The sequence below is a fragment of the Nocardioides rotundus genome, from assembly GCF_019931675.1.
Classification (GTDB): domain Bacteria; phylum Actinomycetota; class Actinomycetes; order Propionibacteriales; family Nocardioidaceae; genus Nocardioides; species Nocardioides rotundus.
The window spans coordinates 3,973,162-4,000,160 of record NZ_CP082922.1; the positions used below are offsets into that span (position 1 = coordinate 3,973,162).

Sequence of the window (26,999 nt, forward strand, 5' to 3'; positions counted from 1 at the left end):
CCACATGATCCTCTCTTCCTCTATCGATGGGGTTCGCGCCGGCCGTGCTCTCGGCTTCGGGCTCGCGGACGCGGAGAACTGCACCGTCTTCGCGGGGCGGCGTCTGCCGGCCGCTGCGGCCGCGGCGGTCTTCGACGAGCTCGAAGGCTATTTCTCGGGCCTCCCCACGTGTGCTGCGCTCGCGGGGTCTCTCCTGGCCCCATACGTGCCGCTCCTCGCGTGCCGCGGTTGGGCCCTCGAGGTGGTGCCTCCCGGCCCTGATGCTTCCGATCTCGCGCTGCTGGCCCGAGCGGACTTCTTCATCCGGCGTGGTTACACCGACGCGGTGGTGGCGTCGGGAGATGGCATCTTCGCCGCCCTCGCCGACCGGGTCCGTGTGCACGTCGTCAGCCATCCCGACCGCTTGAGCCGGAAGCTTGCACAGGCTGCGACGAGCGTGCACCTCCTTCGCAGCGGAACGGGGAACCCGATGGCGGCCTGAAGTCCCCGAGCCTTAGTGCGATCCAACAATCCAGACCTCAACAACACGGAGTGACCCATGCCCATCTTCATTCTCTATTTCCTGGCCGCCGGAGCCGCCAGCGTCGGCGGACCCGCGATCGGCGCCGCCCTCTACAGGCGCGGTCAGCAGGACGCCGCCGCATACGAAGGGCAGCGCGAGATCGCAAACCTCAAGCGCCTGCTCCAGTCCGAGATTGACCTGCACGACCTCCGGGCACAGGCCATGCGCGCCGGCATCGACCCCGACGCCGTCGAGCGCGGCTACCGCGAACTCCGCGACGGGCGCGTCACCGTCGAACAGGTCGCGGCACGGGTCGACTCCTGGAACGCGCGGTGAAGGGCCGGGGCCGCCGCGCCGACCACTCCGGCGGCGGTTGGGATGACGAGGTCGATCGCGCCCAGAGAGCGTACGACGCCAACAAGCGACGGATCGACGCAGGCGAGACGTTCCGCGGCCAGAAGCCACCACGGCCTCGCCGTCCATCCCGGGGCGGCGGTCACGTTCGGAAGGTCGGCTGACCCCTATTTCGCTGCGTCAGCGGCGAGGTCTTCAGGCTCACCCTCGCCGCTGACGCGCGCCTAGGTTTCCGGTCGTCCGACATCACGGCAGTCGGAAGCGAAGCCTCACGCTGTTGCCGACGAACGTGAAGAGTCCGCGACTGTCGTGCCGGAACGGATTGGGGAGCATGTAGATCCTTGGCGCATCCGACATCGCGTTCTCCACGATCAGGAGCCTCCATCGGTCGCTACGGGCGAACTGTTGTGCGCATCTGACCTCTGTCTCGCCCAGTTCGATCATGCCGGCGTCAGCGGTGGTTGCCTTCACTTCGTACATGACGGATCCGCCGCGCCTGGGGACTTCGAAGTCGTAGCCAAGGCTGTCGTCGCCCACCGCACCGTCGAACACGAGTCCACAGTTGCTTGACTTCCAGCAGGACGCGTCGACCACGCCGGACGGGTCCTTCTTGATGAGCCAGTGGTAGGCAACCATCTCGCCCACAAGTCCGATTGCGTTGGTTTGCTCCGTCGACGGTCGCTTGGTGGTCGGTCCGCCGGGGGTGCGCCGGCCGTTCCCATCGTCGGCGCCTGTGTGGCGGGCCCGGCCTGACACTTCGGCGAGCGAGCTCGTGCGGTAGGCGGTGTCCAGGCTGGTGGGCTGCGTCTCCAGGAACTGCGTGACCCGATCGACGAGGGTGGACATGGTCTGGTCGAGGTCAACGTCGCTGCCCTGGAAATGTACGCGCTTGGCAGCCATGGCCTTCTCGGCCTTGGCGTCTGCATCTGCTCTCTCTTGGGCATTGACTTCCTGCTGACTGAGGCGATGGGCGTCCGGAGCGACCGAGTGGGTCATTCCTGGTGGCCAAGCTCCTGTTCGATCGAGCCAGTGGGCCAGTTCCGCGTCGGACAGTTCCCTGAAGTCGAGGGCACCGACTTCCTCGAGCCGCTGTCTTAGTTCGATGTCGAACGCTTCAGTTGTCCATGCGACGGGGAGCTCTGCGTCTTCGCGCTCACACCAGGCGGCAAGAACGCGTCGCGCTTCGATCAGTCGGGCGCGGAGCGGGCGTCCGTTCGCGGCTTGGACTGCGTCAAGATCGGGGAGGGAACCCTCGTTGGTCCGCGGGCCAAACCTCAGCGTCATCTGATCATCCATGCGCGCGTCAAGCAGCTCCAGGCTGATGTCGTCGAGGGTGGTCTCCCAGTCTGGGTCAGGATCGAGGTAAGACAGGTTGCGGAGGTCGAGCCAGTCGGGCTGGCTCTGGCCCGCGTCGAAGCGGCCGATGCGTGCGCCGCGCACCCAATCGACCAGTTCGCGTTGACGTTGGCGACGGCGGAGGTCGAACTCTTCGGCCTGAGCGGCGCCGTAGCTCACTGGTGGCACGGCTGGGAAGTAGACGCCCAGCGCTGTGTTGAAGTCGGCCAGGCTCACACCGAGACGTCTGCGCAAGTCGTCTGCGTTTGCTGCGTCTGTCGCGGTTTCGAGGACAGCGGCGGCATGGTCCTCGTCCCCGCATAGTTCGGTCAGAACATGCAAGAGGTCGTCTCGAGAGTAAGTAGCCGAGATTGACTCTGAGAGTGGCTCCACAGCGGCCTCGCCCCAGATTGCCGGCGCGACAAGTTGGAGCCGCGCGACGATGCCCCGGACGGTCCCGAACGCTGTGGACTCGAGTTCGGTGATCTGACCTTCCGAGACCCGCAGACTCGCGGCGACCTCGGCGTTGTCTGGGCGGGTGACGGTGTGGTCAGCCCCCGTGCTGAGGTCCCGGATGGTCAGCGAGACTTCGGCCTTGAACCGCTCGTGGCCGAGGAGTTCGAGGACGGCCTGCGTGAGAGCCTCGAGCTGTTCCCAGGTGGGTGGCGTCTTGTGGGATTCGGTCAGCAGAGTGGGGATATCTCCGGCCATGGGCAGCACGCCGTTGAGGCGTGCTGGAAGTGGTTGATCCCCGTTTGCGGTGGCGATGGCCAGCCGTGCGGCAGGCGCTAGTCGGATGCGGGCGATCTCGTCGAGCACGCGGCCCAGCTGCTTTCCGATACGGATGCCGCTTGCGCGCGGGAAGCGCATGCACGCAGCGACCAGCAACGGAAGCCACGAGACCTCGTCGACCAAGCGGGCCGACGCCTCGCTGGCCTTCCACGATTCGCCATCGGCAAGGACCTCAAGTTGCCATTCTGAGGTAACTCCAATGTCGTCGTGCCAGGCGCTGCGCAGCACGTCCGCGACTTCCCGCAGCCTGCTGAGGTCGTCGGTCTCGACTGCGACAACGGGCCAGCCCAGTTCGCGTATCAAGCGGGCTGTTGCCGATTGGTCGTGGGTCCCGGTTACGAACAGGGTGCCAGCGGTGGACTCCTTAGAAGCGAGGTTGAGTTGCCCTTGGACCTCGACCAACAGCGTCTCTTCCAGCGTCGGCCGGGTCCGAATTGCCGCATCGCCGACGGAATCCCACGCCGCTGCCAAGCTCGTCCGGAAGTGCTCGCTGGCGGTCTCGGGCACCTCGCCGGTGGCGAACAGTTCGGTGAGGTGGTCAATGAGGAGCGCAGCGTCCTCCGGAGAACTCCAATCGAGGAAACCCAGGGGTCTCCAGTGTCGTTCCCCGACCTCTGACGAGTCCATGAGTCGTCGCAGGCGTGAGTCGACGAGGGGCGAGTATGAAGCTGCCATGTTGTCCGCGACTCCGACGTACCAGGCGTCGGAGGGTGGGCGGAACTCTCGGGTGGGTTCGTTCGGGACCGCGATCGGGACCCAACTCGCGTTGGTCAGGAAGCAGAACAGTGGCGTTTCGACGGTCGTGGTCCAGCCGTTGGGTCGGTCGCGGCTCCAAGTGGATCGTTGATGGATCTCGGTGAGGTAGGGGGCTGTCAGGATGACGAGTCGAGCGTAGGCACTCCGGAGACGGGCTGGCAGGTCCGCAACTTCGTGTTGACCGGCGAACCAATACACAGGGTCTCTTGTGGAGAAGTAGGTCTCGGGATGGTGAGGGTTTCCGGTGGCCGTGATCCCTGCGGCCCATTGCTCGAGGACACCGGCGGGAAGGATGCGAGGGGCGCCGTCGCCGGCGATGATGGCCGCCGTGAGCGACCGTCCGTACATCCGTCGGGGGTCACCGGCCGCCTTGATCGGCAGCGTTGCGGTGACCCCGAGGACCTTGAGGAAGGAGGTCCACTTGTACATGTCGGGGTTCGCGCCGCCGAGCGCCGCCGGTTCCGCAATCAGACTGGCAGAGATCGCGGCAAGCTCCGAGGCGCTGCCCGGCGAGCTAGCCGCGATGTCGCTTAGATCGTCTGCGCCCGGGACTTCCCAGCCCCTGGAGAAATGCGCGTCAGCCGCCTCGATCCAGCCGCCGGTGATCGTTGGGACGGCGAGCCCAACGCTCGCGAGCTCCTTGGAGTGGCGCGTCGGGTTGGTCGCGAACAGCCTGAACGCGAAGTCCAGAGCATCCCGTTTCATCGCATCGCTCGGGCTGCCGGTCATCATCTGACCCAGGTGGGCGAGAAGCGATGCCGTTCGGAATTGGCGTGCCAGGCGCTGGTCTTGGAGGAACTTGCGTCCCGGTGTCTGCTGCGGGCCGTCGTACCACTCCAGGTCGGGGTGGAGGAAGCGGATTCGACGAGCGAGGGAGCGGGGTGGCGTGATGTTCACCTCGGTGTCGACCGCGTCGTCGTCCTCTGTTCCCGCAGCCTTGGGCGCGAAGAACACTGCGCGCTGGCGGCGGCCGACCGTGCGCGGCGCCCCGTGCGGCGTGGGGGGCTGATCTGCAGGAACCAGTTCGCCTGACTCGGCAAGGAGGATGCGCTTCCCATGGAGTGGTTGGCCGGTAGTGAACAGCATCGGAAGGTCGTCGTAGAACGCGCGCCACAGGCTAAGGTCGGCACCGTCTGCTACGAGGCTCGTCGCGACGCTTTCTACCCAGTCCGCTGCAGTTGCGGCGGGAGGGGTCAGTTGATCGCCGTGCCGAACGTTGGTCAGTCGGCCAAGGCGGTCGGTGTCGACCGCTGAGGCGTCTATCAGTTGGGCATCGGCCGTCGTGACCAGCCGGTCGATCGTGATCACCTGGCAGGGCAGGTCCGGCCAGGCTGCGAGTTGCGAGAGGGGGCTCCAGTCGGAGCTTCCTGAGGTCGGCAGTCGAAGGAAGTCTTCGAGGCTGGCGTGCCGCGTACGACGTACTGCGTCGGTGATCCACTCGAGAGAATCTGGGTTCCAGCTCAGCAGGTCGATGACTGCGCCGGCGTCGTGCTTTCCGTCCATCAGGCGCTCCGCCGCGACGGTGCATACGTCGGCGATCCGGTGCAACATCAGCCTGTTGATCGGTTGTTCGGCGTCGAGCCCGAGACGTGCGAAGTCAGTGACGAACTGTGCGTTGATGTGGCCGCCGAGCGGAGACGACGCGGCGCCTCCCATTGGGAGATACGTAAAAACGGCAGGGTTAGGGATTGCCCAGCCGTCGCCCACTGCGACGCTAACGCTGGCCTCGGCGCTCCACTCGAGCCAGCGTTTGTCGAGCGCGCCTTCGTCGACGGCCTCCTCGAGCGCCGCCCTGAGGTCGTGGTCGGGCACGACGTCTTCGAACAGGAGGTAACGATCGGTCTCGTTGAGCACGACGCGAGTCAGGTCGCCGTGGGGCTTCTGCAGCCGGGTCAGGATGAGGGGCTCGGAATCTGAAGCGGTCTGGATCGAGAGCGAGTGCAGGCGGTCGAGAAAAAGCATGACGGGCGCGGGCGAGCCCAGCAGGCGATCCATCCGCTCACGGATCTCATCTGCCGCGCGCTCGCTCGATGCAGGGAGCCGAAGGACCGTGACGAAGCCTTGGCTACGGAGGTTGGCAGCGGTCGGTGGCACGACGTCGAGTGGGACTGGGAGGAGGCTGAGGGAGAGTTCGCTCTCGATCTTGGGCCTGAGCGGGTCGTCTCGTCCGATATAGGAATCGAGATCGTTAAGTGTCCCGAAGCGGAACGAGAAGCCCGAGAACCCCATGTCGTCGGGGCCGAGAGCGCTGTAGACCTCGGGTGCATCGCAGATCTGAAAGACGCTCTTGAACCCGACGCCCTTGTTGCCAATTCCCACACCGATCGGCTTGTCGCTGTCGCCCAGCGACGACATTCGCAGAAAGTTGCTCTCCGTCAACGGGTGCCCTCCGTTGGCGACGTAGAGAACGCCATGCTCGCCTTCGCCGTCGTGGAAATGTACGGCGATCTTGCCGTCCCGGGCTCCGGCGGGATGAGCGTCAAACCCATTCTGGATCAGCTCATGAAGGAATCGCCCGCGGTACTCCTTGATCGTCGTCGCAACGAGTTGCTTGATCATGCGGTAGACACCGACCTCGTCGTGACGCACCGCATCGACGACCTTCGCGGCGCGCCTGCGGATGATGTCGGCGGTGTTGTCCATGAACTCTCATTATTCAGAATCGGACCGCGAGTCGCGGGCGTCTGTGGATGTTGGGGCAGCCGATGAGCCGTTGTCCGCAGCGGCCCTCCAGCCGAGGCAGGCGGTTGGGTCGGACGTGCGGGGGACCATGCGGTCATGCTGGTCATCGACGCTGCGATGTGGCCGGGCGGCGATCCGACCGAGTCGGAGACGGTCGGGCAGATCGTGATCGGACAGGTCGCCCGGAGTGCCGGTGGCGACTTCGCGGACTACCTCGTTGTTCACGTCGAAGCGAATCTGTGCGCGACGAGTGCGCTGATGCTTCAGCGGCGGCACGTGATGGCGGGGTGGCGCGATCTGCTGTGGGCAGCTCTCGACGGCGAGGGCGCCACACCGGTCGAGGTCGATGACCCGCGGGTCGCCAAGGTCATCGCCAACCTACGTCAGGACGTCGCGCCGTCCGATTGATCAGCCACTGATCGGAGCGATGCGTCCGCGCTGGAGGTCCTCCAGTTGCTGGGCGAGAGTCTCGGCGGAGACGGGGGTGTAGTCCCACCAGTCGACGCCGACGTTGATGCCCCAGGTCCCCTGCTTCGTACGTCGCTCACGGAACGATTCGTGGACGTGGCCGTGGAGCAGCGGGATGCCTTCGTCGCGGAGTCGGAACTGTGAGTAGCGGTCTCCGACCTCGGTCTCGCGGGAGTCTCCGGCGTAGGGGAAGTGGGACAGCAGCACCCTGGTTGCGGGTGCCTGGGGTCGAACTGGCGGGAGGGTGGTGACGGCGAAGTCCATGACGGCGGCGAACCCGGCGGCGAGGTAGAGGTCGCGGTTCTTCCAGCCGTCGCGGACGCCGGCCCAGCAGGAGTCGTGGTTGCCGCTGATGAGGATCTTGGTGCCGGCGAGCCGTCCGACGAAGGCCAGGGTGGTGTCCTTGCCGTGCATGTCGAAGTCGCCGAGCACGTAGACGGTGTCCTCGGGTGCGACCACCGTGTTCCAGTTCGTGATGAGCCGGGCGTTCATCTCGCTGACGGTCGAGAAGGCAGCACCACGAGCCGCGGAGAGCTCGAGGAGGCGGCCGTGGCCGAAGTGCTGGTCGGCGGTGAACCAGACTGTCATCGGATCCTCCTTGCTGGCGGTCGAACAGGGTCGCACGTCATGGCGAGGGCGGGCGAACGAGTTTCCGGCGCCTGTAGAAGCCTGTTGCGGCCGTCAGCTCTGTGGCTCAGGTTGGTCGGCGACGTACCGCCAGACGAGGAGCCGTCCGCTGTTGGGAGCGGTGATCGCGAGACGCACTGCTGGGCCACCGGCGGTCTCGCCGGTGTCGCTGGTGCTCCCGATCCAGACGAGGTGGGGTTCGCTCAGCGCGTCGTCGGTGGCCGCGACGCGGCGTGCCTCACGGAGAGCAAGGATGTCGGGCACGTCCGGCACCGGGAGCGACCGGACGTCGTCATCGTCGGTCAGCGGCGTGAACCCTGCGGGGGTGTGGTCGGCGAAGTACTCGTCCTCGGCGAGCCCGTACCAGGTGGCCATGTTCTCTTCGATGAGCAACTTGACCCGTTCAGAGCCATTCTCGATGGCCCACTCGTGCAGTCGAGCTTTGCCCTCCTCGCGTGCTCGGTCCTCCGCCCGATCGGCTTCGTACCACTGATTCAGGGCGCGCTCTCGGACCTCTTTGTTGATCGCTTCGAGCTCACGCGTCCAGCCGGCAGCTTCGTCGCCGTGGGTGATCTCGTGGATCTTGTCGCGGTGCTTGGCGACGACCGGGGTCCAGTCGCGTGTGCGGATGGCGCCTCGCCCGTACTCGGGCCAGTCGGGTTGGACGACGGTGAAGGTCTCGTCGTCGGATGCCGCAACCGGCTGCTGCCAGGACTTGACCCGCCGCTCCCGCAGCACGGCGCGGTGCGCCGCGAGGATCTCGGTGAGGACCTCGAGCTCCTCGCCGGCTGCGGTACGCAGTGCTTCGAAGAGGCACTCGATTGTCGGTGTGGTGACAGGGACGGGACGCCCGTCGTGATCGGCGAGGAGGTCGCGCTCCTCTTGGGTGATCGCGTCGAGATCCACCTCGAGGGTGGTGGTGGCAGGGTCGAGGCCAGCCCGGATCGAGGCCGCTCGATCGGGTTCGATCGCTACCTGGAGCACGACCATCACATGCCTCCATCCGATCCTCGTAGACGACGTCCGGGGCTGACGAGCGGCGGTGGCTGGTCTACCAATCGCGTCCGACGGATCTCGACGACCGCCGAGATGATGTCCCGCTCGGCGGGGAAGGCCAGGTACCGCTCGAGGTGCTGTTCACGTGCATCTCGAGCGGCCTGGTCGGTGAGGTGCACGCTGACGAGTTCATCGGCGTCCCAGAGTCCCCACACCTCGTCGCAGTGCTTCACGCGATCCTCCTCGTGGGTGCTGACGCCGCCGCGATCCCGCTGAGCGCGTCGGTGGCGGCCGTGGAGAGTCGGCTCGCGTAGCGGCGGAACCTCGCACGGTCGGTGTGATCGGGCGGGCGCGGCCAGCCGGGGCTGGTGTCGATGTGCCCGTGGGCGTACTCGGTCCACAGCCACGTCGCGGCGTAACCAGCGCTGGCGGTGTGACTTCCTCGGTGATGTGCGCGCGCCCACCGCCGGCACCAGATCGTCCTGGACGCGAGACGGCGTACGACGTCCTCCCGAGCTCGGTAGTCGACGCCGACGTCGAGCTGCCCGGCAAGCTCGTCGAGGGCGCTGACGAACCGGTCGGGCCGGCCGACGACGTTGGCGCTACAGGCCCGAGCCGTCTTCACGCCGATCTCGGCGGGAAGCCCCAACACGATCGCGGCCTCGGCCCACGTCCGGGCACCTGTGTGCCTGCGAGCGAGACAGAGCGAGGCGTACAGTCGGCCGGTCCTATCGGCGACGTCCAGGAGCCCACGCATGCGAGCGGCGTAGAGATCGGCGGGGAGGACCTGCGGGACCGCAGTCACCGCGCAGTGGTTGGTCGGCGAGTGGTCGAGGAGGGTGGCGATGCGCCGTCGGGCGGCGGTCGCGCTCATGACGAGGCGGGCCAGCGTCGGCGTCATGGTGGTGTGGTCCGCGAGCCATCCCAGTTGGCCGTCGTTGGTGGGTGGGGTGAGCTCGGTCCATGGGCGCAGTGCCTCCGCAGCGGTATCGAGGGCGGGAGCGCGGAGAACGGCGTCGGCGACTGCGAGGGCGCTCCCCCGGAGCATCAGGTCGGCCGGCGGTGCCAGTCCCCAACGCGCGCCCTGACCGCCGGCGCTGCGACTCCGGTCGAGCCGTGCTCGGTGCGCCCACTCCGCGATGCCGTCGCCGTCGGGCTGGATCGCCAGGTGCAGGAGCAGCACGGTGAGCGCTTTCAACTCGGCCAAGTAGGACTCGGGGTCGGTGAGCACGCCGAGGATCGGGACTGCGGATCCGGCGAGTGCGGTGTCGATGCGACGCTGGGAGTCGAGCACGGCCTCGCGGGCTGGTTCGGTGTCGAGCTCGTCGAGGGGTTGGGGACAGTTGCGGCCGCGGGCACCGGCCGGGTTGCCACATAGGCCGGCTGGAGCGTCGGCGGGGCGCAGTGGTGTGCGGTGGGCGCGGAAACGTCGCCCGCACGCCGGGCACCTGCCGAGGAGCCACACTCGGTGTCGTACGCAGGCGGTGACCCAGGGGTGGCGCCACGCCAGCCGCCACACTCCGTCGTCGGCGAGGCAGAGCGGGCATAGCGCGGTCCCGCGTTCGGGTGGCCATCCACGCGCTGCGACGTTGCGCCAGGTCCGCTTGTTCGTCGGGTCGAGGTCGTGGGTGTCGATGCCGGGCAGACTGGCGTGCGCCGAGGTGTCGTCCGGTTCCGGCAGGTCCGCGAGGGTTGTGATGTTGTCGAGCAGCCGTGAGTCAGGGGCGATGGTGAGGAACGCGGTCGTGGCGCCGCCGGCCCGGATCCTGTTCACGAGTCGTGGGTGGTCCATGCCGTTGGCGGCGGCGAGCCGCTCGAGGTAGCCATCGAGTGCCTCCCCGGCCACCGGCGCGACCGAGACGGGCAGCCGAACGTCAGCTGGCATCAGCCTGGTCCTCGCGCTCCACACCGACCGCCGCTGGCCGATGCTGGCGGGTGACGTCGTCGGCCACAGCGCCGAGGACCTCGTAGCCGTACTCGAGTAGCAGGAGCCGGTCCTCGGGAGTAAGGGTGCGGTCGAAGCTCCGAAGCCGGGTCCGTGCCGCGGCGTGGTGAGGTGAGTGGTGGAGCACGCCGCCGGCGAGCTGAATCCAGATCCACGCCGCTGCGTCGCGCCCGAGCGGATTGGCCCGGACCCGGGCGGGGACTTTGCGCTCGCGCAGGGCCGGTGAGAGTTGTTTGAGGATCGAGCTGGGAACGGTGCGGAGGGTGGCCAGCGTCTCGCGGCGGTGTCGGTAGTCGATCCGCTCCCCGCGCCCGGGTTGGGCCAGGCGGGCTGCGAGCCGGGTCAGGATCTCGACGCCGGCCGCGTCGCAGGCGAGGAGCTGGTTGATGCCTGCGAGCTCGCGGGTCTGACGCAGTGGACGGCGACCGGCAAGCAGCTCGTCCTTGGTCGGGCGATGCCGGGTCGTGGCGTGGACGACCTCGCGACGCAACGCCCGGGAGATCGCGTAGCCGATGGCCTCGGCGTGGCAGCCGTCGAACGGGGTCCCGTCGGGCAGGACGTGGTCGGGGATGTGGTGTTCGGCCAGCCCCCAGGCGCGGATCCGACGGTGAAGCCGCTTCCTCGATTCGACGACATCGACGTCGGGTTCGGCCTCCGCGAGGTCGGGTGCCAACATCTGGGTGGCCACGGTCTTGATGTGGCCGCGGAACGAGCGGACCGTCTCTACGGCGGGCCAACCGGTGACGGCGAACTCGGCGATCCAGTCCGGGTTGCGCCAGCCGAGCTCACGATTCGTGCCGAGACCGCTGCCGCGCGGCATCGGCTCCAACCCGCTTTCGGGGTGCACGGGCCAGCCAGTACACAGGTGGAACGACAACAAACGCCACCATCGGGCGATTCGATCGTCATCAGCAAGCCGGCCGTGGACCAGCGCGTTGAGGTAGTGCCGCTGCACGCGACGTGCGGTCTCCGGTGCCGGCCGGGTTGGCGATTCCTCCTTGCTGCTGAGGAGGATTCCGCAGGCCGTGCATGCGCTGACAAGCACGAGTCGTGTCCACACGGTCTGGTGGCCACACGCGGGGCAGGCCCAGCGGCCTGGCTGGCGGAAGTCCCACCAACTCAGCTGGTTGTAGGTTTCGCCGAGCCGACCCGCCAGGGTGTGCTGGCCGAGCACCTGCGCCGGAAGTCCCAGTGCTTCGGCGGTGCGACGCAGGGCGGCGGGGTCGGGGTCGTCGTACAAGCTCCGGTACGTCTTGAGGCCGGACGCGTGCTGGGGGTAAATGCCGACCTCGCGCTGAAGGCGCCACAGCATCGATGGCAGCGACTCGTGGGCGAGCGGCATGATCGAGACCGGCGGCTGGTTCATCATTCGTCCTCGCCGCCAGCACTCGGCCCGGCAAGCGCAAGAGGTCGGCGCAGCAACTCGACTCGCTGCTGGGCGTCGTGGGCGCGCTGGCTCACCGCCACCGGGTCCATCGCGAACCGATCAAGCCGCTGCCCCGTGTTCATCGCGTGGCAGGTGCCATCGATCAGGAGGCGGGAGGCGTCACCGACGAACCCGGTGGTGCGGATCCACAGGTACTCAGCCAGTCCCTGGGCGATATCACCGGGACTGTTGTCCGGCAGGTAGGGCAACAGCGTCGTCTCGGCGGCCTTCAAGAACCGCTGCCACGCTCGCCGTCCGTCATCGGTGTCGATCTCGTACGGGCCGAAGGTGTGCTGAGCCAGGCGCCCCCGGATCTGCGGATCGGCAAGGACATCGCCGCCAGTGAGGTCAGCTCCGACCAGGACGAGGACGCCGCCGAGTTCACCGAGCTCGGTGTTCAGATGTTTGAGCGCGTTCAACGTGGCGCGGCCGGTCACCGACGTCGTGCGGAGCATGTGGGCGTCGTCGATCACCACCAGCCGCGTGCCGTGGGTCTTCAGGGCGCGTATGGCGAACTGCACAACGGCCCGCACCGATCCGCCGGCGTCCTTGTTGGCGAAGTTGAGCAGTTGGGCGTACAGGTCGGTGCCGCGCGAGTCCGACAGCAAGGTCACGTAGCTGACCGGGACCGTGTCGGCGCTGAGCCCCGGCGTGGGGTTCCACCGTGGCAAGAACTCCGGAGCGCTGCCTGCCAGGACCGAGCGGTGCAGGTGCTGCGCCCACGCCTTGACCATCGTGGACTTTCCTGCCGAGAACGGCGCCGAGAGCGCCAAGATCGTGCGAGCCCCCGCAGGCTCCAACAGCGCCGAACCCAACGACGCCGTCATCCGCTCAGCAACGCGCTCATGAATCGGGGAAGCGAAAGGCCGGGCACGCATCGCAACGCGGAACGCACGGACGTACGACGCCCGAGCCGTCTCGCTCCACGCAGACCATTGTGCCTTTGTCATCGGATCAGGCAGTTCTGGCGGCGGGGTCATCGCCTGCATGTGCCACGCGGCAGCGTCCATCACTCGGCCCCGATCTCGTCGTCGTAGTCCGGCCACACCGATTCAGGGTCGTACTTCGCGACGGTCGGCTCCGGCTCCGGGCGTCGCAGCGGGATGACGACAGCATCTGTCCCATTGCTGTCCGCCCCAGGCTGCGACTCCCGTTGGTCGACATCGTCGGCGTCCAGACCAGTCGCTGCGACGGGTTGTTGAACGTCGGCAGCGATGCCGCCGTGGTCGGCGGCCTCGGCGTGGTCGCGCTGGGCCTGTTCCCAACGCAGACGCGCGGCGTACGCTTTCGCGCGGTTCTCAGCGGTCTCCTCAGGCGAGGTGAGGTGGCCGAACTCGTCGATGATCTGCCGCCACGCGGAGCCGGCTTTGAGCGCCTTGTTGCCGCCGCGGGCCTTGATGTTGACGATCGCGCGGTCACGGATGAAGTCGCTCAGCGGGACATCGAGGAGGTGCCTGGCTTTCCAGCCGATCTCGTGAATCCGGCCGGTCTCGGGGTGGCGGAACCAGATCCGCGACACGTCCCGAGGGTCGTAGTGGAACGGGGCTTTGCGGGAGCCGTCGAGGAAGCTGCCGGGTCGGACGTTGCGGAACTCGTCGAGGACCGGCGCGTCGTAGGTCAGGTTCTTGTACTCCACTCCGGCGTGCCCGATCGTCAGCCAGCGGATCGGGAGGAACTGGTAGATCAGATCCGGGTGCTGCGGGACGTCAATGCGGCCCGTGACCTCCATCATCGCGTCCCACATCTCCAGCGGGCTCATGCGTGCCTGACGCTCGGCGCCGGGCAGGTAGAGCCCCGTGTGGTGGGATCGGTGGTAATCCAGTGCAACGAACCGTCGGAGGTGGCGCTCAAGCTCGTGAGCGGTCAGGAGCCGTTCGCCGGCAGCCTCGACCTTCCGGCCGCGCTCGGAGACGTTGCGACCCTTGAACCCAGGAATCGCCTGGTAGGCGCGCTGCAGCGTCTCGTGCCAGCGCTCAACGTGAGGGTTGTCGGTGGGACGGGATCCGCGCGAGAGCATCAGGTCGACGCCCAGATCCCGGAGCAGTCCGGTGAAGTGCGCGGACAGGAAGATCGACCCGTGGTCGCAGCGCACGGAGGATGGCTCGACGCCCGGCTTGTAGTGGACGCCCTGGATGCTCTGCAGGCTCTGTCCGGGCGGAATCAGCCGACGTGGTGAGCGGTGCACCGTCACGTCTGAGAGATCCAGTGATTCCGGTACACCGCACCAGCGCCAGTCGTCGACCGTGGTGCCTTCGACCAGCATGGACATCGGGCGCATCGCGTCGTACAGGGCAAGGCCGGCCTCGAGTGCGTTGCCGGACCGCGGCGTGACGCGAAGCGCGACGACGACGCGCGTGGCCACGCTGATCACGGTCAGCACCTCGACGCTCCGCGGGCACTCGTGAACCTCGTCCCAGACGAGTACGTCGGCGCGGGTTGCGTCCAGGACGAGGTGTCCGGGATGCATCGCGGCGTAGCTGACATGCCCGGACGCGGCTCGCCGCAGGTACCGGGACCGGTGTGCCCTGGTCGTGCGCCCCAGTGCTTGGTGGCGCTCGGAGAGGTATTCCTGGAACAGGCGCTGTGGAAGGCGGACGTTCTTGAGGCCTTCGCGCCTCATCTGGATCCGGATCTCGGCCTCGATGGTCTTGATGTTGACCTTGGAGTCGTCACCATTGAATCGGGCGAAGACGTCATCGGCGATCCGGCGTACACGCTCATCGAGGACGTCATAACCCTGACGGGCCTTGATCGCCCTCTTGTCGACCAGCCCGCGCAGGCCGTGCTCGCGCCAGTTGCGGATCCAAGTCTGGATCGTGCTTGCCCCTACGGTGTGCGTCCGCAGCTCGCCGTCCTGAACCCGCTTCAGGATCTGCCGGTCGGCGTGCTGCTCGTATGCGAGCTGTCGCGACATCGCCTCACACCGCTGGGTCTCACTCAGGTCGGGATCACTGACGGCGGGAAAGGGCTCCCCGGGCTGCGCCAGTCTCCGGTGGCCCCATCGATAGCCGGTCAGGATCTCCATCACGACCTCGAGCTTGAAGAGGGCCTCGCGGCGGACCTCTTCCGGCAAACCGGACCACCACGGCTCGAGAGCAATGGCGAGGGCCGCAACCTCGCCGTTGGAGACATCGGCGCCTGTGATCTCCGCGAAGGGCACGTCTTCGCGCTCGCCCGTGCTCGACTCGAGCGTCACGAAGTGGCGGCTCACCTGCATCACGAGCAAGTAGCCGGCGCTGCCGAGGATCCTGGCGCCGGCCCGGAGCGAGAGTCGGGCGTGACTCATGTCGTCACCTCACTGGCGCCGGTCAGGCGCTGCGCGAGATCGACCTTCAGGTGACCAGCCCAGATCAGATGCCAGATGGCGGCGAGATACTCGTGTGATCTGCGGGCGCGGACGAGATCTCCCAGCTTCGCCCCGCCGTCGCACGCGGCGATCAGGTCGTCCTCGTAGTGGTCCACCCACGGCTGTCGTCGGCGATAGGCGTGCAGCCAGAGAAGGTTGTGGCGATGCGTAGGACCGAGTCCAGTGAAGACCTCGTATCCCCAGCCCCGTTCCTCGCAGGCCTGCCTGCTGACCTCACGGACTTCTGCAAACTTGGACGATGCAGCACCCTCGGGACTCTTGACGTCCCAGACCGTGACAGCGCCGTCGCTGGCGAGGGAGATCAGGTCGGGCACGTGAGACTTCCTCGTGCGGCGGGCAGCGACGTCCCAGCCGAGAGCGAAGGGCTGGGAGACAAGCCACGTGACTGATGGGTCGCGGTCGAGCCGTCGCAGCAGGTCGTGCTCAAGACCCGATTCGAGCGCAAGGTAGGCGCCGATCGTGTAACTGAACGCTCTCACCGGAACATGCCGCGACCCCGAGCCGGACGCGGGCCGTCGGTAGGACTGCAGCTGCCGCATGTCCGGAGGTCCGTCGATCCAGTCCCAGGGGGTTCGGCGGCCCCGAATCCTGAAGGTCCATGCGACTTCAGCGGGATCCGGGACTGACTCTAGGCATGGGTCGCCCATAGACTCGGGCATGGGTCGTCATCCTTCGCTTTCGGGCGTTCCATCGGGAGTCGACCACGGAGGCGTTCCCGTTCCCGCGGGGGCGCCTCCTCTTGTTCGAGGTCGACGCTCAGCCTGTAGCCAACCCCGTGAGGGTATGACTCGAGGGCGCGCCCGGCAATAGCCGTTGCACTTTTTCTACGAATCTTCTGGCCTTCCTAGCTCACCAGGGCACCACCGGATCGGACTACCGCGGTGTAACTACCGCACTCGACTACCGCACTCGACTACCGCACTCCGGAAGTTCCGAACTCCCGTAGTCCGCCCATGCCAATCCCGCGGCCACATTTGTCAGATCACCCGCTGGCGATGCACAATTAACGCCCTTATGCGACCGCCTATTGGCACATTAGTGCAGGTCACAGCGGCTGCGCCGTGCACCTGGAGAGGAGAGCGGCCAGTGTCCGACAGTCGTCAGATGGTCCGCGTACCAGCCGCCATCCCCGTAGCGCGAGCCTGCGACAACCCCGCGTGTGGCCGGCGCCTCAAGTGGTCCAACAGCCGAGGCAGGCCACCGCTCTACTGCTCCAACACGTGCCGCAAACGCGCGGTGAGCATCGCCGGCAAACTTGCGCGAGCCATCCAGGGGCATCAGCGGCAACTGCTGGCCGATGGCCTTACCTATCGTGCCAAGCGCGAAGTCCAGACCGAAGTAGCTCGGCTGGAATGGCTGTTGAGCATGTATCCGCCGTCGGCCCGAACCGGCCAGCGAGAAGGTCGGTAGTACTCCCGGACGTAGCCGAGGGCTTTCTCGAAGACGTCGTTGTCGCGGATCTTGAACTGGACGTCGAGCGTCTTCCGCAGATCCTGGGAGACCGTCGTGGGACGCCGCTCCGCTCAGCCATCCGAGCTTTCCTGCGCGAACCGCGGGGCCATTGCCTCCATCTGGTCCATGACGAGCTTGATCGCGCCGGCCTGCTGGTCGGGCGGGTAGCCGTACTTGATGAGCAGCCGCTTGATGGTCGTGCGCATCTTCGCTCGGACGTCTTCGCGGACGGTCCAGTCGGTGCGGATGTCCCGACGCATCGTCGCGACCAGATCGCGTGCGATCTGGGCAAGCGTGTCGTCACCGAGCTCCAGGACCGCGGACTCGTTGCGGTGGACCGCGTCGTAGAACGCGAGCTCATCTGGGACCAGTGGCGGCTCGAACCGCTTGCCGCGCTCAGACTCGGCCACGATGTCCTTGGCCAGCTCAATGAGCTCTGCGATGACTTCCGCGGACGTCAATTGCTGGTTGGTGTACTTCCTCATCAGGTCGGCGATCCGATCTGAGAAGGCCCGCTGACGCAGGACGTTCCCGCCAGTCGCCGCGATCGACTCGCTGGCGACCAGGTCGCGCAGAGCCTCGATCGCCAGGTGTGGGTTTTCTGCGGCTTGGGCCTGCTCGACGAACGCGGGACCCAGGTCCATCAGACTCGGCTTCGGCATCCCCGCCGCCTCGTAGATGTCGAGCACCTCGCCGGTCACCGTGCTGTCGGCGATGAGCGCGCCCAGAAGCCGCTGGATGTCGGCCGGGATGGCCTCCCCCCGCGACTGGCGGTCGTCGGCGTCGAGCTTGGCCATCCAGACGCGGACCTCCTCGTAGAACTTCGCGTCCGCGTGCACGTCCTCGAGCTCGCCCGACGAGGCGCACAAGGCCCAGGCACGCGCGAGGTGAGTCGACAGCCGCCGGTACGCCGCCGCCAGCGTCTCTGCCTCCTCATCGGCGTTCTCCGGGAGCTGGTTCCCCGGTGTGGCGGGGTCGCGGAGATATGCGACCAGCTTCGTCACGACGAAGGCGTACGCCTTCGAATCGCCCCGCGAAGACCGGTCGGAGTAAACGGTGCGCCACGGGTACCCGGCGACGAGCTCGTCGAGCTTGCCGAGAATCTCGCGGACAAGTTGCACCGCCTCGCTGAAGTCCTTCCCGAGCGGCTGGTTCCGCTGGTCGTCGGGTGAGTACTCGGCAAGAGCGGCGTGCAGGTTCTCCGCGAGCGGGGCGTAGGCGACCAGCAGACCGTCCTTCTTGCCGCGGAAGGTGCGGTTGACCCGAGCAAGCGTCTGCATCAACAGCGCGCCCTTGAGCGACCTGTCGAGGTACAGCGTGTGCAGCGGCGGAGAGTCGTAGCCGGTGAGCATCATGTCCTTGACGATGACGATCTCCAGCTCGTCGTCCGGATCCTTCAGCCTGGCCTTGATCGCCTTGTTCTGCGACTCGCGCCGGACGTGATTCGAAACCGGGGGTACGTCGGAGGGATCGCCGGTATAGACGACCTTGATCTTGCCCTTGTCGAGCTCGTCGGAGTGCCAGTCGGGACGCAGCGCGACGATTGCCTCGTAGATCTTGGCGCAGATCTCGCGGGTGCCTCCGACGATGAGCGCCTTGCCAGACCCGCCGATGAACTTTTCCATCACCGCCCGCCGCGCCTCCCAGTGCGCGACGAGGTCCTCGGCAAGCCGCTCGACGCGAACCGGCGCACCGTAGACGGCGTTGACGACCGCGACGCTCTTCTCGATGCGGTCACGTTCGACGTCGTCGAGGCCTGTGGTGAGCTCGTCGGCCGCGGCGTCCAGGTCGTCCTGGGTGACGTTCTCGGCGAGGCCGACCTTGATCAGGCGCGGCTCGAAGTGGACCGGGACGGTGGCGCCGTCGTTGACGGCTCTGCTCAGGTCGTAGACGTCGATGTAGTCGCCGAAGACCGCACGGGTGTTCTTGTCGGAGAAGGAGATCGGCGTGCCGGTGAAGGCAATCAGGGTGGCGTTCGGGAGCGCATCCTTGAGGTGACGCGCATACCCGTCGAGGTCATCGTAGTGGCTGCGGTGAGCCTCATCGACGATCACGATGATGTTGCGGCGGTCGGTGAGAAGCGGATGAGTCTTGCCCGCCTTCTTCTCCTCGGGAGACAGCCCGAACTTCTGCAGCGTCGTGAAATAGATGCCGCCGGTCGTGCGGTCCGTCAGTTCGCTCCGGAGCTCCGCACGCTTCGTGATCTGTCGGGGTTCAGACGGCAGCAGTTGGCTGGCCTTGAAGGCGTCGTAGAGCTGCCCGTCGAGTTCGGTGCGGTCGGTCACCACGATGACCGTGGGGTTGCCGAGTCGCGAGTGACGTTGGACGTAGTGGGTGTAGAGCTCCATCTCCATGGACTTGCCGGAGCCTTGGGTGTGCCATACGACGCCGGCCTTTCCGTTGGAGCCCATCGCCTCGACGGTGCGCCAGACCGCTTTGTTGACCGCGAAGTACTGGTGCGGCTTGGCGATGCGCTTGGCCAGACCGGCGTCGGTGCTGTCGAAGGCGGTGAAGCTGCGCAGCAGCTGGAGGAAGCGCTCCATGTTGAAGACGCCATCGATGAGGTGGTCGAGGCCGGTGCCGAGCGCGTCGAGCGTTGCCAGGTCCGTGGTCTCGCCGAACTCGAGCGGCTTGCCGTCCTCGTCGACGTTCCAGGGTGAGAAGTGGTTGAGCGGTGTGAACGGCGTGCCGTACTTCGCGAGGACCCCGTCAGTCGCCACCGTGAAGACGGCGAACCGGAAGCACAACGGAAGTTCGCGGACATACGTCCCGAGCTGAGCATGCGCCGCGGCGACATCGGCCGCCTGGGAGCCGGCCTTCTTGAGCTCGATGATCGAGATCGGCATGCCGTTGCAGTAGAGCACCAGGTCGAAGCGGCGCTCGACGTCCTTCTGCCGGACGATGACCTGGTTGGCAACCGCCCAGTCGTTGTCCGCGGGATCGGTGCTGACCAACCGAACGGTCGGGTGCTGCTCGGTGCCATCGGGATCGATCCACGACAGGCCGCGGTAGCCCTCCACCAGAAACCGGTGGACCCGGTGGTTCTCCGTGATCGCGTCCGTCGACGTGGGTCGAAGGATCTCCGCCGCGGCCTGCTTGAGGTACTCCACCGGCACCCGCGGGTTGAGCCGCCGCAGGGCATCGAGGAGGCGCGAAGGGATGGCCAGCTCATCCCACGACTCGCGCTCGCCGGATCCGGGCGCCAGGTCCTTGCCGCGGATCGGGCGCCAGCCGTGCTCGCCGAGAAGCTCTATCGCTCCATCCTCCCACTGGGCTTCTGTGTAACCCGTGAAGTCCGCCATCTCAGACCACTCCCTCGACGACGCTCTCCGCGTCCTTGACCTTGAGCCTTCCTGACATCAACTGCTGCAGCAGAACGTCGCGCGTGACGCCGAGCCTGAGCGACTCTTCTTCCGCAGCCAGGGCCCGATCCCAAAGCGCTGCCATCGCGGCGTCGTGTCTAGAGATTGCTGCGTCGTCCGGCACCGGCACGATGTCGTCCAAGTGCCGTCGTTGAATATGCCCCATGGTGGTTGCCTTGTCCGCCGCGATGGCTCGGAAATCGCGCAGCTTCCGGCCGAGCGCACCCTTCACAACCCACATCGGCACCTCCGTTGGAATCACCTTGAAGATGTGCTGGTTGACGATGCCTTCCGGTCGGAACCAGCGCTGCACGGTTAGGGACCCAGACCAGGCAAACAGCAGGTCGCCAGGACGCGCGAGGTGATCGTCTGCGACCTCGATGTCGTTGTAGACGGTCGAACTGCCGATCCCGGAGTTCAACTCCGCGATTCGGATGACCACACGCCCCGTACCGCTCGCATTCTTCGTGAACGCCTTGCCGTTGACGAACCTGGCGAGTGAACTCAGGGGCTTCCCGGTGTCACCCAACATGCTCTCGAACCGAGCGGTCGCAAGTTCATCGGCGACGTCGATCAATCTGGCGTTGGCGGCAATCTTGTCGTCGAGCGCCCCGAGCACCTCCACGACTGCGTCCTGGACGGGTCGCTCTGGCAGCAGCGCACAGAGGGCCTTCGCCTCCGGGTAATACATCGTCTGATGCGTAGTGCCGTGAGCAAACCTGCGGATGCTGTCCTGCTCGCAGAGCAGCACGTACTTCAGATATTCAGGTGAGAGATCGGGTCCGCACACCCAGTTGACGAAGTCCTGGCTGGTCGCCATGGGCACGCCCATCTGGACGACGTAGCCCACAGACGCAGTTCTCGACAGGCAGACGGTCCCGGCCGGCAAAAGACGGGCGGAGGAGTTGTCCAACCCGGCCTGGGTGATCGTCTGGCCGGTGTACTGGAGCGTCTTGCCATGGTTCCCCGTGGCGTCGCGGATCCCGATCCACGGGATCTCGCCGTCCCAGTACTCGGGCTTCGACCTGCTCGGCGTGTGTCCGCTCTCCAAGCGAGCGACCTGGCTCAGCGGGGTCCATACGTAGCCAGGCGGTTCAGGCAATCGGTTCGGCCTCCCGACGCTCAGGGCGTACCGGCCCTCGATGACGCCCTGGGTCGCGTCACGGCCACCTGTCTTTGTGCCGAGCGTCATCCGATCCTCCCCAACTGCTCCCGCACAGCGGCGTCTAGGCGCGATGACTCGTCGAGGTGGGCGATGAGTTCCTTGGTGAGCCGCTTGATCTTCTGCTCAATTGGCTCTCCGTCGTCCTTGGCCTCAGCGGCGCCGACGTACCGCCCGGGCGTGAGCGCGTAGTCGGAGGCCTTGATCTCTGCCAAGGTGGCCGACTTGCAGAAGCCTGGGACGTCCTCGTAGCTGAGACCTTGCTCGGCAGCCGACGCGGTGGCTCGCCACGCGTGAACGGTGTTCGCGATCCTGGCGATGTCGTCGTCCGACAGCGCGCGCTCGGCCCGGTCGACCATGTGGCCCAGGTCCCGGGCATCGATGAAGAGCACCTGGCCCGTGCGGTCGGTCGCGCCCTTCGGTCCTGCGGACTTGTCCTTGGCGAAGAACCAGACGCACACCGGGATACCGGTGCTGCGGAACAGCTGTGTCGGCAGCGCGACCATGCAGGACACCAGGTCGGCTTCGACAATCTGGGCGCGGATGTCTCCCTCCCCGCCGGAGTTGGATGACATGGATCCGTTCGCCATGACGACGCCCGCACTACCGTCCGACTTCAGCTTGCTGAGGATGTGCTGGATCCAGGCGTAGTTGGCGTTGCCTGCCGGCGGGACGCCGTACCGCCACCTGCTGTCGTCCTCGCGTCGATGCCAGTCCTTGATGTTGAACGGCGGGTTGGACATCACGTAGTCCATCTGCTCGCCAGCGTGATGGTCGTTCGCGAACGTGTCACCCCACACCGGAGAGAGGTTGCCGTTAAGGCCGTGGATGGCAAGGTTCATGCGGGCGAGACGCCAGGTGCGCTCGTTGAGCTCCTGGCCGAAGATCGATAGCGCTGTCTTGTCCATGTGATGCGCGGCCAGGAACTTTTCCGCCTGGACGAACATGCCACCCGACCCGCACGCCGGGTCGTAGATGCGGCCCTTCGTCGGCTCGAGTACCTCCACCAACGTGCGGACCACGCTCTGGGGGGTGAAGAACTCGCCACCCCGCTTGCCCTCGGCGCGTGCGAACTTCTCGAGGAAGTACTCGTAGACCTCACCCAGGAGGTCACGAGCCTTCGACGCGCCTTGACCCGAGAAGCGGGCGTTGTTGAACAGGTCGACGAGCTCGCCGAGGCGTCGTTGGTCGACGGCGTCGCGGTTGTAGCCGCGCGGGGTGGCGCCCTTAAGACTCGGGTTTGCTCCGTCGATGAGGTTGAAGGCGTCGTCGATCAGCTGACCGATCGATCGTGCCGGCAGGCCCTTGGCGTTCGCAGAGAGGTAGCCCCATCGTGCGTTCGGCGGCAAGAAGAAGACGTTGTGCGCGGTGTACTCGTCGATGTCGTCGAGCTGTGCCGCCAGACGCTCCTCGTCGAGTCCGTAGCCGGCGTACTCCTCACGCAGCTGCGCTCGCCGCTCGTCGAAGGCGTCGGAGACGTACTTGAGGAAGATCAGGCCCAGGACGACGTCCTTGTACTGCGACGCGTCCATCGAGCCGCGCAGCTTGTCGGCGGCCTTCCAGAGGAGCTCCTTGAGTTCCTTGCTCGTCGATGGAGCCTGCGGATCGGCCTTCTTCTTCGGAGGCATCAGTGGTCTCCCTCTCGGGTATCGGTGGGATCGGTCAGGTTTGTGTAGCGGGCGATGACTGCCTCGCTCTCTCGGTCCAGCTCCGTGAGCTCGGCCATGAGGTCCCCGCGTCGGGCACGTATGTCGGCGAGCGCGTCGGCAAGGGGATCGAGCTGCTGCCGCGGCACCAACCGGATGGACCAGCGCCGCCAATCCCTCGTGTCGGCGAGCGGCTGGGCTCGGGAGGCTGTCGCCACCGCGTTGATATCCGCCGCGAGAACATCAGGTAGCAGAGGTGCGCGCCCACGCTCTGGGTCGTCAACGATGCGCAAGACGCGGGCGGGGCTGAGCACGACGGAACCGCCGTCGCGATCGGTCCATGCAGCTATCCGGGGCGAGGTGCAGAAGACGACGTCACCAGGCTCGGTGTACTGAGCACGGGGATAGGCAGTCGGGAACACAACTGGGTCTACGCATCGGCCGCCGAGCGGAAGTTCGCCCAGCAGTTCGGCGGTTCCCACCACGCGTCGACCGCTGGTGACGAGATCCTGCGATCGGATCCGGCTTCCCGACACCGCACGGCAGTGTCGGGATGCGACGAGTGCAGATAGGGTCCGCCGCTCGCCGCCACGGTGATCCACCGGTCCTTCGATTAGTGCCCGACGTCCGACAACGAGCGCCGAGGTCGGGACGAGGCGGGCGAAGCGGAGTGCGCGGCGGCTCGCCATCCGTGGACTTGCCATCGCCGTGAGGACGTCGGAGACGAGATCAGCCGCAATGTCCGGCGTCACAGCCTCGTGCGACAAGTCGCCGACGACCGTTGCTCGTTCCGCGATCGGTACGTCCGGGTGCGCGGGTCCCAGGACCCACAGTGCAAGAGCTCGGCGCGGGGAACGCACCATCAGGCCCTTGGGCAGCCGAACGGCGGCGCGCAATCTCCCGCCCCGGAGGATGGCGTCGCGAGCCCGGTCGACATCCGCGCTGCGTGGCTTGTCGATCAGAGCAGAGGCGGGGCCGAGCACGACCGCACGGGCATCGTCAGCCAACTGGACCTCCAGGTCTCCCACGACATCGAGCAACTCGGCGTCCGACAGGCTCGGGTCGGAGGGAGCGGGCAGATGGAGGACGTGGATCGCACCATCGAACCCGGGAGGCACGGTGATGTCGTGACTCTCCTCCTCGACTGCGATGTCAACGCGGTGCACGTCGTGGGTACGGAGTCGCCGCCGCGCCAGCCGCGCTGTGAACGTGTCGAGGGTGACCGTGCCGACGCTGGGCGCGGTGTCCGCCTGCGATGCGGCCACCACAGCGAGGAGCAGATCCGCGCTTCCGTCGGTCACGTCAACGAAGACCGGCGTCTCCCAGCCGGCGTCGTTGGCAAGTGCGGTCGCAACCTGTGCGATCACACTCACGACGTCAGCATGGAGTGCCACCGCGGAGTGGCCACTCAGGCCGTGGTGAAGTCGATCCCGGAGTATCGCCTCGAAAGCAGCCTTCGCTGAGAACGCGGCGTCGGCGAGGTCCTCCGCGCGGGCTGCCACGTCGGTGGCGCGCATACCGAGCGCGGAAATCTCCCGCTGCACGACGGAGTCGTCCGGGTCCAGGTCGCGAGCTCTGCTCACGAGCTCGGCGGCGTCGCTGTCACTGAGAGGCTCCGATTCAGCGACAGCGAGACACAGGAGCGCGGTCAGTCCGTCGAACAACATCTCGTCCCCGAGGTCACTGGGTGGCTCGAAGCTGGCGTGAGCAGCCAGGTCGGCGCGAACGTCGGGGTTGTTGCCGCGCCCGGTACGGGCGAGGTAATCGGCCACCTCGAACGCGTCGAACCGCTCCTGTCCGCCAATGACTGCGACCGGTTCAGGGAACGGCTGACCCTCGACGGGGCGGTTGCGCCACATCGACACGACGGCGCGCTGCACCTTCGCAAGGCGGGCAGTAGAGGACAGGGTCAGCTGGAGCGTCGATCGGCGCTGCATCGCTTCCTCCTGTCTCCTTGGACTCGCTGCTTTCGCCTCGACCTCTGTCGGCGGCGTCGGGTTCAAGGTAGGGCAGTTCTCTGACCGACGGATCGTAGTCGCTGATAACCCCACTTATCAGGGTCACCAGTCGGCGGACTCCGAACCCCTCGACCACGCTCTGATCACACCGACGGCGGCCGCCGCCGTCACCCAGAGACAAGGAGCAGGACATGACCAACCACGACATGCCGGCACCGTCGGCGTTCTTCGACGCGTCCACGCCCGCAGTGGTCATCGACCATCTGGAAGTCACCGATTCCGACGTCGTGAACGAGGCACGGCGCTGGTCCAGCGGACGCCGCGCGGCCTCCGTCGCGGCCGCCGACCTGGCTGATGCCGACCTCGGCCCGTTCGTATCCCAGGCACTCGCGGTCGGCGCCCGAGCGATCGCGTCGGCTGGCCACGCGCAGGACACCTTCGAACTGGAGCGGCTGGTCGCTGAGGTCGGTACGAAGACCGTCGAGTCGTCGGGGGCCGCCGCGGAGGTGACGGCCAAGGCGGCTGCAGGTGCAGCGGAGACGATGGGCAAGGCCACTGAGACCGCGCGAAAGGCGCTGGTCGAGGCGGAGGCCGCCTACCGCAAGGACTTTGCGGAGACCGTGGCGGCCTCGACCAAGGCGATGCGAGGGGCGGTCGAGCAGCTCTTCGGTGGGGAGAGCCCCGAGCTGCTCGCCAAGCTCGGCCCTGTGCTCGACGCCGCCGGCCACAAGATCGGTCAGCAGGCGTTCGAGCAGACCGACAAGCTCCTGGAAAAGGTGAGCCGGCAGTTCAACCCCGACGACCCGACGTCACCGTTCGCCAAGCAGGCGAAGGTACTTGCCGACCAGCAGAAGACGCTGACCGACACGATGGACAAGAACCACTTGGCCCTCGTCGGCAAGGTCGACGAGCTGGCCAAGGCGGTCGAGGTCCAGAAGGCCGCGAACGAAGCGGCCGCGAAGACCGCGAGCGTCACCCCTCTGAAGGGCAGCACCTACGAGGCGGCCGTGAACAGGGTCATGGACGGCATCGCCGCTGGGCTGGGCGACGAGTACGCCGAGACCGGCACGACCGTGGGCGTGATCCCGAACTGCCGCAAGGGCGACGGATTGCTCACGATCGCCGGCGGTGCTGCGCGCGTCGTCGTGGAGATGCACGACTCAACGGCCCGTCGCGCATGGGGTGACTATCTGGACGAGGCCGAGCGGAACCGTGACGCAGCCGCGTCAATCGGTCTCGTGCCCGCGGCCAACCAGAACGGCGACCAGGCCATCCGAGTGCTCGGCCCCCGCCGAATCGTGATGGCGTTCGACCCTGAGCGTGACCAGGTCGACCTTCTGCGCACCGTCGTGCAACTCGTGCGGACGAGCGCAGTCGTCGCCTCCTCACGTCGGGATGTCGAGGGGATCGAAACGGCAGAGGAGTGCATCCAGCAGGCCGTCATCGAGTTGACCCGCATCGACTCGATCCGGACCGCGTCCGGGTCGATCCGCAAGAACGCGGACAAGATCGACAAGGAGTGCAACAGCGTCCAGTCGAGCATGCAGAGGTTGCTTAACCAGGCGCTCGACGCGTTGTCCGGCGTCGCCCTCGAGGCCACAGACATCGCTGCTGAGAACTCCACCTCCGACAGCGCCGGAGTCGCCTGAGCCCGAGATGCTCACCCGTCGGCGGCCGCGCTGGACTCTCCCAGCGCGGCCGCCGACGCCTCAATGTCTACCGATTCAGTGTTCTTGAGGCGAAAGTTCGATCGCCTCATCTTCACTGCATCTCGACAGCGAGTTGTCAATCTTCGCTGCATCTCGACAGATGTCGAGATGCACGAAGGATTGAGGGCCCGCCCGCGGGAGACCTTGACGAAATCGGCCATTTGCGTGGTTGCCGTCAAGGTCGGCCGGTCCGGACACGAGCTCTCCCCGCAGAGCGCCCCGTCACCGGCGAGCTTCGCGGACGGGTCATCCGGGACGCCCGGGCATTGGTCAGCGGGCTGGCCTGCTCAGGTCCCGCTTGAGGTTCGCTGATCGGGCGGCGTCCCCGGGGCAGGGGGAGTCCGCGCGGGGCCCTTCCCGGTTGCGGGCGCCGCTCCCCGGTCTCAATCTTCCCGTGTCCATCACCCACCTACGTGAATCCTCGTTCCCTGAGGTGGGAGAACCAACCTGGCAGCCCTCG

17 protein-coding genes are annotated in these 26,999 nt (G+C 66.7%); 4 read left to right on the forward strand and 13 right to left on the reverse strand.

Features of this window, described 5'->3' with window-relative positions; genetic code table 11:
* Window positions 1-4 precede the first annotated feature (4 nt).
* Together K8W59_RS19585 and K8W59_RS19590 are read left to right on the forward strand one after the other, a co-directional pair.
* The gene (locus tag K8W59_RS19585; RefSeq protein WP_223396656.1) at window positions 5-481 is read left to right on the forward strand and encodes a PIN domain-containing protein; all 477 of its coding nucleotides are present in this window, start codon (window positions 5-7) and stop codon (window positions 479-481) included.
* 57 nt (window positions 482-538) lie between these two features.
* The gene (locus tag K8W59_RS19590; protein ID WP_223396657.1) at window positions 539-838 is read left to right on the forward strand and encodes a hypothetical protein; all 300 of its coding nucleotides are present in this window, start codon (window positions 539-541) and stop codon (window positions 836-838) included.
* A gap of 264 nt (window positions 839-1,102) precedes the next feature.
* On the opposite strand, the gene K8W59_RS19595 is transcribed toward K8W59_RS19590, so the two are convergent.
* Complete coding sequence (locus tag K8W59_RS19595) at window positions 1,103-6,382, reverse strand: sacsin N-terminal ATP-binding-like domain-containing protein (protein ID WP_223396658.1); 5,280 nt, start codon at window positions 6,380-6,382, stop codon at window positions 1,103-1,105.
* Window positions 6,383-6,517: 135 nt separating this feature from the next.
* On the opposite strand from K8W59_RS19595, the gene K8W59_RS19600 reads away from it, so the two are divergent.
* Window positions 6,518-6,829, forward strand: a complete 312-nt coding sequence (locus K8W59_RS19600; protein ID WP_223396659.1) for a hypothetical protein — start codon at window positions 6,518-6,520, stop codon at window positions 6,827-6,829.
* Here K8W59_RS19600 and K8W59_RS19605 read toward each other — a convergent pair whose 3' ends face one another.
* The 12 genes from K8W59_RS19605 to K8W59_RS19660 form a co-directional block, all read right to left on the reverse strand.
* Window positions 6,830-7,477: a metallophosphoesterase gene (locus tag K8W59_RS19605; RefSeq protein WP_223396660.1), complete on the reverse strand. Its 648-nt coding sequence runs from the start codon at window positions 7,475-7,477 to the stop codon at window positions 6,830-6,832. It lies immediately after the preceding gene.
* 93 nt (window positions 7,478-7,570) lie between these two features.
* Complete coding sequence (locus tag K8W59_RS19610) at window positions 7,571-8,506, reverse strand: hypothetical protein (RefSeq protein ID WP_223396661.1); 936 nt, start codon at window positions 8,504-8,506, stop codon at window positions 7,571-7,573.
* The gene (locus tag K8W59_RS19615) at window positions 8,506-8,745 is read right to left on the reverse strand and encodes a hypothetical protein (RefSeq protein WP_223396662.1); all 240 of its coding nucleotides are present in this window, start codon (window positions 8,743-8,745) and stop codon (window positions 8,506-8,508) included. Before K8W59_RS19615 ends, K8W59_RS19610 begins: the two co-directional genes overlap by 1 nt.
* A complete protein-coding gene (locus K8W59_RS19620; RefSeq protein WP_223396663.1) occupies window positions 8,742-10,397 on the reverse strand; it encodes a TniQ family protein in 1,656 nt (551 codons plus the stop codon). The genes K8W59_RS19615 and K8W59_RS19620 overlap by 4 nt, the downstream gene beginning before the upstream one ends.
* A complete protein-coding gene (locus K8W59_RS19625; protein ID WP_223396664.1) occupies window positions 10,387-11,799 on the reverse strand; it encodes a hypothetical protein in 1,413 nt (470 codons plus the stop codon). The genes K8W59_RS19620 and K8W59_RS19625 overlap by 11 nt, the downstream gene beginning before the upstream one ends.
* 23 nt (window positions 11,800-11,822) lie before the next feature.
* Entirely contained in the window at window positions 11,823-12,893 is a 1,071-nt protein-coding gene (locus K8W59_RS19630; RefSeq protein WP_223396665.1) for a TniB family NTP-binding protein, read from the reverse strand.
* Entirely contained in the window at window positions 12,893-15,169 is a 2,277-nt protein-coding gene (locus K8W59_RS19635) for a hypothetical protein (RefSeq protein WP_223396666.1), read from the reverse strand. Before K8W59_RS19635 ends, K8W59_RS19630 begins: the two co-directional genes overlap by 1 nt.
* The gene (locus tag K8W59_RS19640) at window positions 15,166-15,909 is read right to left on the reverse strand and encodes a TnsA-like heteromeric transposase endonuclease subunit (RefSeq protein WP_317846291.1); all 744 of its coding nucleotides are present in this window, start codon (window positions 15,907-15,909) and stop codon (window positions 15,166-15,168) included. The genes K8W59_RS19635 and K8W59_RS19640 overlap by 4 nt, the downstream gene beginning before the upstream one ends.
* 864 nt (window positions 15,910-16,773) lie before the next feature.
* Window positions 16,774-20,004 carry a type I restriction endonuclease subunit R gene (locus K8W59_RS19645; RefSeq protein ID WP_223396668.1) on the reverse strand — a complete coding sequence of 1,077 codons (3,231 nt, stop codon included), beginning with the start codon at window positions 20,002-20,004 and terminating at the stop codon, window positions 16,774-16,776.
* 1 nt (window position 20,005) lies between these two features.
* The gene (locus K8W59_RS19650) at window positions 20,006-21,256 is read right to left on the reverse strand and encodes a restriction endonuclease subunit S (RefSeq protein WP_223396669.1); all 1,251 of its coding nucleotides are present in this window, start codon (window positions 21,254-21,256) and stop codon (window positions 20,006-20,008) included.
* Window positions 21,253-22,854, reverse strand: a complete 1,602-nt coding sequence (locus tag K8W59_RS19655; RefSeq protein ID WP_223396670.1) for a class I SAM-dependent DNA methyltransferase — start codon at window positions 22,852-22,854, stop codon at window positions 21,253-21,255. Before K8W59_RS19655 ends, K8W59_RS19650 begins: the two co-directional genes overlap by 4 nt.
* A complete protein-coding gene (locus tag K8W59_RS19660) occupies window positions 22,854-24,809 on the reverse strand; it encodes a hypothetical protein (RefSeq protein ID WP_223396671.1) in 1,956 nt (651 codons plus the stop codon). The genes K8W59_RS19655 and K8W59_RS19660 overlap by 1 nt, the downstream gene beginning before the upstream one ends.
* A gap of 212 nt (window positions 24,810-25,021) precedes the next feature.
* Between K8W59_RS19660 and K8W59_RS19665 the strand changes: the two genes are divergently transcribed.
* Entirely contained in the window at window positions 25,022-26,479 is a 1,458-nt protein-coding gene (locus K8W59_RS19665; RefSeq protein WP_223396672.1) for a hypothetical protein, read from the forward strand.
* Window positions 26,480-26,999 lie beyond the last annotated feature (520 nt).

Excerpts from the sequence above, each read along its gene's own strand:
- K8W59_RS19585 (WP_223396656.1), top strand. The coding sequence starts at position 5 with ATGATCCTCTCTTCCTCTATCGATGGGGTTCGCGCCGGCCGTGCTCTC.
- K8W59_RS19590 (WP_223396657.1), top strand. The coding sequence starts at position 539 with ATGCCCATCTTCATTCTCTATTTCCTGGCCGCCGGAGCCGCCAGCGTC.
- K8W59_RS19595 (WP_223396658.1), bottom strand. The coding sequence starts at position 6,382 with ATGGACAACACCGCCGACATCATCCGCAGGCGCGCCGCGAAGGTCGTC.
- K8W59_RS19600 (WP_223396659.1), top strand. The coding sequence starts at position 6,518 with ATGCTGGTCATCGACGCTGCGATGTGGCCGGGCGGCGATCCGACCGAG.
- K8W59_RS19605 (WP_223396660.1), bottom strand. The coding sequence starts at position 7,477 with ATGACAGTCTGGTTCACCGCCGACCAGCACTTCGGCCACGGCCGCCTC.
- K8W59_RS19610 (WP_223396661.1), bottom strand. The coding sequence starts at position 8,506 with ATGGTCGTGCTCCAGGTAGCGATCGAACCCGATCGAGCGGCCTCGATC.
- K8W59_RS19620 (WP_223396663.1), bottom strand. The coding sequence starts at position 10,397 with ATGCCAGCTGACGTTCGGCTGCCCGTCTCGGTCGCGCCGGTGGCCGGG.
- K8W59_RS19625 (WP_223396664.1), bottom strand. The coding sequence starts at position 11,799 with ATGCCGCTCGCCCACGAGTCGCTGCCATCGATGCTGTGGCGCCTTCAG.
- K8W59_RS19630 (WP_223396665.1), bottom strand. The coding sequence starts at position 12,893 with ATGGACGCTGCCGCGTGGCACATGCAGGCGATGACCCCGCCGCCAGAA.
- K8W59_RS19635 (WP_223396666.1), bottom strand. The coding sequence starts at position 15,169 with ATGAGTCACGCCCGACTCTCGCTCCGGGCCGGCGCCAGGATCCTCGGC.
- K8W59_RS19640 (WP_317846291.1), bottom strand. The coding sequence starts at position 15,909 with ATGCCCGAGTCTATGGGCGACCCATGCCTAGAGTCAGTCCCGGATCCC.
- K8W59_RS19645 (WP_223396668.1), bottom strand. The coding sequence starts at position 20,004 with ATGGCGGACTTCACGGGTTACACAGAAGCCCAGTGGGAGGATGGAGCG.
- K8W59_RS19650 (WP_223396669.1), bottom strand. The coding sequence starts at position 21,256 with ATGACGCTCGGCACAAAGACAGGTGGCCGTGACGCGACCCAGGGCGTC.
- K8W59_RS19655 (WP_223396670.1), bottom strand. The coding sequence starts at position 22,854 with ATGCCTCCGAAGAAGAAGGCCGATCCGCAGGCTCCATCGACGAGCAAG.
- K8W59_RS19660 (WP_223396671.1), bottom strand. The coding sequence starts at position 24,809 with ATGCAGCGCCGATCGACGCTCCAGCTGACCCTGTCCTCTACTGCCCGC.
- K8W59_RS19665 (WP_223396672.1), top strand. The coding sequence starts at position 25,022 with ATGACCAACCACGACATGCCGGCACCGTCGGCGTTCTTCGACGCGTCC.